The sequence below is a fragment of the Catellatospora sp. NPDC049609 genome (assembly GCF_040675365.1).
GTDB lineage: Bacteria > Actinomycetota > Actinomycetes > Mycobacteriales > Micromonosporaceae > Catellatospora.
This window is the reverse complement of sequence record NZ_JBFAOU010000286.1, coordinates 1-6,232: the sequence shown is the minus strand read 5'-3', so window position 1 is coordinate 6,232 and position 6,232 is coordinate 1. Positions and strand designations below refer to the sequence as shown.

At 72.0% G+C, this 6,232-nt stretch carries 6 protein-coding genes; 2 read left to right on the top strand and 4 right to left on the bottom strand.

Annotation, left to right across the window (positions count from 1 at the left end):
• A partial coding sequence (locus AB0J67_RS38430; RefSeq protein ID WP_363490309.1) for an ROK family transcriptional regulator occupies positions 1-1,292 on the bottom strand: 1,292 nt, incomplete at its 3' end.
• A gap of 64 nt (positions 1,293-1,356) precedes the next feature.
• On the opposite strand from AB0J67_RS38430, the gene xylA reads away from it, so the two are divergent.
• A complete protein-coding gene (gene xylA / locus AB0J67_RS38425) occupies positions 1,357-2,541 on the top strand; it encodes a xylose isomerase (protein WP_363490307.1) in 1,185 nt (394 codons plus the stop codon).
• Positions 2,542-2,649: 108 nt separating this feature from the next.
• Here xylA and AB0J67_RS38420 read toward each other — a convergent pair whose 3' ends face one another.
• From AB0J67_RS38420 to AB0J67_RS38410, 3 genes are all read right to left on the bottom strand, one after another.
• Positions 2,650-3,084, bottom strand: a complete 435-nt coding sequence (locus AB0J67_RS38420) for a DoxX family protein (RefSeq protein ID WP_363490305.1) — start codon at positions 3,082-3,084, stop codon at positions 2,650-2,652.
• A 203-nt stretch (positions 3,085-3,287) separates the two neighbouring features.
• Positions 3,288-4,535 (bottom strand): MFS transporter, encoded by a 1,248-nt coding sequence (locus AB0J67_RS38415; protein WP_363490303.1) that lies wholly within the window; start codon positions 4,533-4,535, stop codon positions 3,288-3,290.
• 17 nt (positions 4,536-4,552) lie between these two features.
• Positions 4,553-5,125, bottom strand: a complete 573-nt coding sequence (locus AB0J67_RS38410; RefSeq protein WP_363490301.1) for a helix-turn-helix domain-containing protein — start codon at positions 5,123-5,125, stop codon at positions 4,553-4,555.
• A gap of 256 nt (positions 5,126-5,381) precedes the next feature.
• Here AB0J67_RS38410 and AB0J67_RS38405 point away from each other — a divergent pair.
• Positions 5,382-6,232: PepSY domain-containing protein (locus AB0J67_RS38405; protein WP_363490299.1), on the top strand; the 851-nt coding region annotated here is incomplete at its 3' end.

Here is a 6,232-nt window from a genome sequence, read left to right as displayed (position 1 = left end):
GGAAGGGTGCTCGGCGCGGCGGTGCCGGTGCCGCTGGCTGGGCGGGCGCGGGTGGTGAGGAAGCGGGCGGGGTCGTCGAGGATGTGCTGGACGACGGCGCGGGCGGCGCCGACCATCGCCGCGTCGGCGCCGAGCGCGGACGGGCGGACCTCCACCGGGGACCAGGCCGCGGTGATCACCCGGCGGGAGAGTTCCCGCTCGATGGCCGGGCGCAGCCAGTCGATCAGCTCGGCGTAGTGGCCGCCCAGCACGACGGTGGCGATGTCGAGCAGGTTCACCGCGCCGGACAGGGCCACCCCGAGCGCCGTGCCGGCCCGCTCCAGCGCGGCCAGGACGGGCGCGCGGCCCGCCCGGGCGCCGTCGGTCAGCTCGGCCAGCGGTGCGCGGCCCGCCCGGGAGCCCTCGGCCGGGTCGGCAGGCGCCTGGCGGTCCCCGTCGGCGGCCAGGCCGGCCGCGGCCCGGATCGCCTCCTCGCCGGCGTACTGCTCCAGGCAGCCGCGCGCGCCGCAGTGGCACGGCGGGCCCTGGGGGTCGATGGTGACGTGGCCGATCTCGCCCGCCCAGCCGTGCGAGCCGCCGAACAGCTCGCCGTCGAGCACGATGCCGCCGCCGATGCCGATCTCGCCGGAGACGTAGAGGAAGCTGCGCAGCCCGGTGGCGTGCCGCTCCCCCAGCGCCGCGAGCGTCGCCTCGTTGCCGACGTCGAGGTCCAGGCCGCGCAGGGCCGGGAAGTCCGCCGGGCCGGGCAGGGCGACCTGCTGCCAGCCGAGGTTCGGCGCGACCCGGATGGTGTCCGCCTCGATCAGGCCCGGCACGGCCATCACCGCACCCGCCGGGGTCAGCCCGAGCTCCGCGACGGCCGCGACGGCGCGGTCGGCGAGCCCGGCCAGCGCCCGCCAGGTCTGTGCCGGGGTGCGTTCGCGCTGGTCGAGGTGGCGCAGCTCGCGATGGCGCACCGCGCCGGTCAGGTCGACCGCGCACACCGCCAGGTAGTCGACGTTGACCTCCATGCCGAGCCCGGCGGGGCCGGTGCCGGCGGGCACGATCCCGGTGCCGGGGCGGCCGACGCCGGAGCGCGACACCGGCCGGACTTCGGCGACGAGTCCCCCGGCGATCAGCTCGTCGACGATCGTAGAGACGGTGGCCCTGGTCAGCCCGGTGGCCGCGGCGATCTCCGCGCGGGACGGCGGCAGCGGCGCGGCGGTGACCTGGCGCAGCACCAGCGCGAGGTTGTGCTCGCGCAGGCTGCGTTGACGCACCGGATCGTCACGGCGCGGCGGGCGGGCGGGCATGGTCTTGACAATGCCACACCCTATAAGTTCAATGGCTGAACAAACAAGATTTCAGGGAGATGACATGACGCAGCCGACTGCGGCGGACAAGTTCACGTTCGGCCTCTGGACCGTGGGCTGGCCAGGGCGCGACCCGTTCGGCGAGGCTACCCGCGACGCGATCGACCCCGTCGAGACCGTGCACCGCCTCGCCGAGCTGGGCGCCTACGGCGTGACGTTCCACGACGACGACCTGATCCCGTTCGGGTCCGACGACAGCGAGCGCGAGCGCCTCATCAAGCGGTTCCAGGCGGCGCTCGCCGAGACCGGCCTGGTCGTGCCGATGGCCACCACCAACCTGTTCACCCACCCGGTCTTCAAGGACGGCGGCTTCACCAGCAACGACCGCGCCGTGCGGCGGTACGCGCTGCGCAAGGTCATGCGCAACATGGACCTCGCCGCCGAGCTTGGCGCGCAGACCTACGTGCTCTGGGGCGGCCGCGAGGGCACCGAGTACGACGGCTCCAAGGACGTGCGCACCGCGCTGGAGCGCTACCGCGAGGGCCTGGACATGCTCGCGCAGTACTCGATCGACCGGGGCTACGGGCTGAAGTTCGCGCTGGAGCCCAAGCCGAACGAGCCCCGCGGGGACATCCTGCTGCCCACCATCGGCCACGCGCTCGCGTTCATCGAGTCCCTGCAGCACAAGGACATGGTCGGCCTCAACCCCGAGGTCGGGCACGAGCAGATGGCCGGCCTGAACTTCCTGCACGGCATCGCGCAGGCGCTGTGGCACGGCAAGCTGTTCCACATCGACCTCAACGGCCAGCGCGGCATCAAGTACGACCAGGACCTGGTGTTCGGCCACGGCGACATCGTGAACTCGTTCTTCCTGGTGGAGCTGCTGGAGTTCGGCGGCGCCGATGGCGGGCGCGCGTACACCGGCCCGCGCCACTTCGACTACAAGCCCTCGCGCACCGAGGACCTCGACGGCGTGTGGGCGTCGGCGGCCGCCAACATGCGGACGTACCTGCTGCTCAAGGAGCGCGCGGCGGCGTTCCGGGCCGACCCGCGGGTCGCCGAGGCGCGCGAGGCCGCCCGCTACCACGAGCTGGCCGTGCCGACCCTGGGCGAGGGCGAGAGCTACACCGAGCTGCTGGCCGACCGGTCGGCGTTCGAGGACTTCGACGTCGACGCCCAGGCCGCCCGCGGCGGCGCCTTCGTCCAGCTCAACCAGCTCGCGCTGGAGCACCTGCTCGGCGTGCGCTGAGCTTTGTGGTGAGCGGCAAGATCGCTGTTCGGTGTCAAGAAGTCGGCTCAGACCGCATCTTCTGACACCGAACAGCGATCTTGCCCTCTCGCAGGGAAGGGCGTCGGGTCAGGCGGCGTGAGCGAGTTCGCCGCGGTCGGGGGCGGTGCGGCGGCGCAGCAGGCCGTCGAGCGCGAAGGCGCCGGGGCCGAGCACCGCGATGATGAGGAACGACCAGCAGAACAGCGCGGCGGTCTCGCCGCCGTTGTTCAGCGGCAGCAGCGCCAGCTCCTGGTGCACGACGAAGTAGGCGTACGCCATGGAGCCGGAGCAGAGCAGCGCGGCCGGCCTGGCGGCCAGCCCCACGATGACCAGGATGCCGCCGGCGAGCTGGATGAGCGCGGCCCACCAGCCGGGCCAGGCGGCGAACTCGACGGCCTGGCCGGAGCCGCGGTTGCCGCCGAAGACGCCGAACAGGGAGCTCGCCCCGTGCAGGGCGAACAGCAGGCCGGTCACGACCCGGAAAAGGGCAAGCGTGATCGCAGCCGATCGGGCGGAGGACATGGAGGTCTCCTCAGGGTAGAGAACTGGATGTCGTTTGCCCGGATGCAGTCCACATTAGAGACGGTTAGTTGAATGCACAATGATGTCCCAGGGTCCGGACAAACTGGAACGGTTCCACCTGCGCCCGGACCGGGGAAGGCGTGCCGCTGATCGCGTCGGGCTCGGCCTGGCGGTCCGGGCACTCACCCGGCTGCTGGGGTGACTCACAGCCGGCGCATCCGCGGGATCGGGGACGCGATCAGCCACAGCACACCCGCGAGCGCCCCGACGGTGGCGATCCACAGCGTCTCGCGTACGCCCAGCGCCGTGCCCAGCGCACCGCCGATGAGCGCGCCGACGGGGCGGATGCCGTAGTTGATGGTGCGGTGGGCGCCGGTGACCCGGGCCCGCAGCTCGTCGGGGATGACGCTGGCCTGCAGCGACCCGCCCGCGGTGTCCAGCAGCATGACGCCGACGCCGGACAGGAACTCGGCGGTGAAGACCATCGTCAGCACCAGCCAGTGCGGCCCGTCGGCGAGCGGGATGAGGATCAGCGGGGCCGGGAACATCACGTACCCGAAGACGTACAGCGGGCCCACGCCGAAGCGGTCGGCGGCGCGGCGGGCGACCGCGGCCCCGATCAGCGCGCCCACGGCGGCCAGCCCGAGCCCGAGGCCGAGCACCGCGGGTGAGATGTGCAGCTCGGTGGTGACGTACAGGATGACCAGCGCCGAGTACATGAAGTTGAACAGGTTGATGGTGGTGCTGGCGCTGACGGCGGCCCGCATGACCCGGTGCCGGGCGATGAACGTCATGCCCTCCTTGAGCCCGAGGCCCCGGCGCGGGACGGGCGTCGGCTCCACCACCTCCACCCTGGCGATCATGACGGCGGAGAAGGCGTACGACAGCGCGTCGAGCAGCAGCGCGAACGGCGCGCCGACCAGCCGCACCAGCAGGCCGCCGGCGCTCGCCCCGGCCACCGTCGAGAACGCGCGCGAGCCGTTGAGCAGCGCGTTGGCCGGCAGGAAGTCGGCCTTGGGCACCAGCGAGACGAACAGGGTGGTGCGGCAGACCTCGAACAGCACGCTGAACGTGCCGACGATGAACGCGACGGCGTAGAGCTGCGCCATGTGCAGCGCGTCGAGCAGGTAGAGCGCGGGCACGGCGAGCAGCGCGACGGCGCGGGCGACGTCGGCCACGACCATGATCTGCCGCTTGTACGGCCGCCGGTCGGCCCAGCCACCGAACAGCAGCGAGAACAGCAGGTTGGGAACGAGCGCGGCGGCGGTCAGGTAGCCCATCTCGGCCGGCCCGGCGGCCGCGACGAGCACCGCGAACAGCGGCAGGGCCAGCTCGGTGATCTGGTCGCCGAGCAGCGAGACGCTCTGCCCGGTCCAGTACCGGCGAAACGGCGTCTGCCGCAGCAGCGGGGGCAGCCAGCCGCGGGTGGCGGGGGTGGCGGTGGCGGTCATGGGGGTGGCCTCCGGGGTCAGGGCTGTTCGAAGGTCGTCACGTAGTAGCCGAAGTGGACCGCGCGGGCACCGGCCGGGCGCAGTGACGGGTCGTGCTGACGCGGGCGGTACTCGTCGAACAGCGCGTCGATGCGCCGGGACAGCTCGCCCAGCTCCTCGGGGGTGAGGTGGGCGAAGTCGTCACCAGGACCTGTGACGGACCGCCACCGCGGCCCGTCGGCGGCGCGGCGGGCGAGCCAGCCCATGGCGCGGTCGTAGAGGCGGCGGATGAGCACCGCGTCGAGGTGGTCGACGGCGGCCTGGGCCTCGGCGTCGCCGTCGTCGGCACCCCAGGTGGTGGACAGGGCCGTGGCCCGCCACGGCTTCTCTCGCGCGTCGGCTCCCTCGGCCCGTTCGACCAGGCCGTACTTGGCGAGCTGGCGCAGGTGGAAGGAGCAGCTCGGCACGCTCTCCCCCAGCACGGCCGCGGCCTGGGTGGCGGTGAGCGGGCCCTCCCGCCGCAGCAGCCCGACCAGGGACATGCGCAGCGGGTGCGCGTACGCGCGCAGGGCGACGGGGTCGTTGAGGGCGATGGTGGGACGCTCGTGCATATTCTAACGATAGCTTTAGAAAGCTTTCTCTACAATCCCGCTCCGCCAAGGTCACTTTTCCGACAGAACGTCACACGATCGAGAGAAGTCGATCAGTTGGGAGCGCGACGGCGCGCCGAAAGGGCACCTCAAGCTGCACTCACGAATGTTCTTTCATCGACACCGAGGGATGTCGACCACTTCCAAAGTTCTCCCCGCTTCTATATACATAGGCCTCAGTGGCTACCGCCACACTCCACTGAGTCGGGGAGGACTCGTGAAAAGAACCCTCGCTGCCGGCAGCGTCGCCCTACTCGTGGGCGCCATGCTGTCGGTGTCGCCGACATCCGGCAACGCGGCCCCGCAGGGCGCGACGCCCGTCGGCGTCGCGGCCGCGGAGCGCGCCCTCGCGGAGCACCCGTCGGACGTGCGCGCCGCCGCGGGCGACGCCTACCGCATCGACCGCACCATCAGCGACAGCAGCGGCACCCACGTGCGCTACGCCCGCACGTACCAGGGCCTGCGCGTGTACGGCGGCGACTTCGTCGTGCACACCGGCGCCAACGGCGTCTACAAGGGATCGTCGGTCGGCCTGGAGGCCCCGCTGACCCTGGCGACCACCCCGAAGGTCACCGCCGCCAAGGCCGCCCAGGCCGCCCGCGCCCGCTTCAGCGGCACCGTCGGCACGGTCGGCACGCCCGAGCTGTTCGTCGACGCCAGCAGCGGCAAGGGCCGGCTGGCCTGGGAGACCGTCGTCACCGGCATGCGCCCGGACGGACAGACCCCGTCCGAGCTGCACGTCATCACCGACGCCGCGACCGGGGCGTTCCTCGGCTCGTTCGACGAGGTCAAGCACGTGAACGGCACCGGCAACAGCGTGTACTCCGGCACCGTCACCGTCGACACGACACTGTCGGGCTCGACGTACACGATGATCGACCCGTCGCACGGCAACGGCCGCACCTGCGACATGAACCAGGGCACCTCGACCTGCACCAACTTCACCGACGCGGACAACGTGTGGGGTAACGGCGCGCAGTCCAACCGGCAGTCGGCCGGCGTGGACGCGCACTTCGGCGCGGCCAAGACGTTCGACTACTTCAAGAACGTGCACGGCCGCAACGGCAT

What these genes read in the sequence shown, in the direction of transcription:
- xylA (WP_363490307.1), top strand. Translation starts at nt 1,357, where the DNA reads ATGACGCAGCCGACTGCGGCGGACAAGTTCACGTTCGGCCTCTGGACC.
- AB0J67_RS38420 (WP_363490305.1), bottom strand. Translation starts at nt 3,084, where the DNA reads ATGTCCTCCGCCCGATCGGCTGCGATCACGCTTGCCCTTTTCCGGGTC.
- AB0J67_RS38415 (WP_363490303.1), bottom strand. Translation starts at nt 4,535, where the DNA reads ATGACCGCCACCGCCACCCCCGCCACCCGCGGCTGGCTGCCCCCGCTG.
- AB0J67_RS38410 (WP_363490301.1), bottom strand. Translation starts at nt 5,125, where the DNA reads ATGCACGAGCGTCCCACCATCGCCCTCAACGACCCCGTCGCCCTGCGC.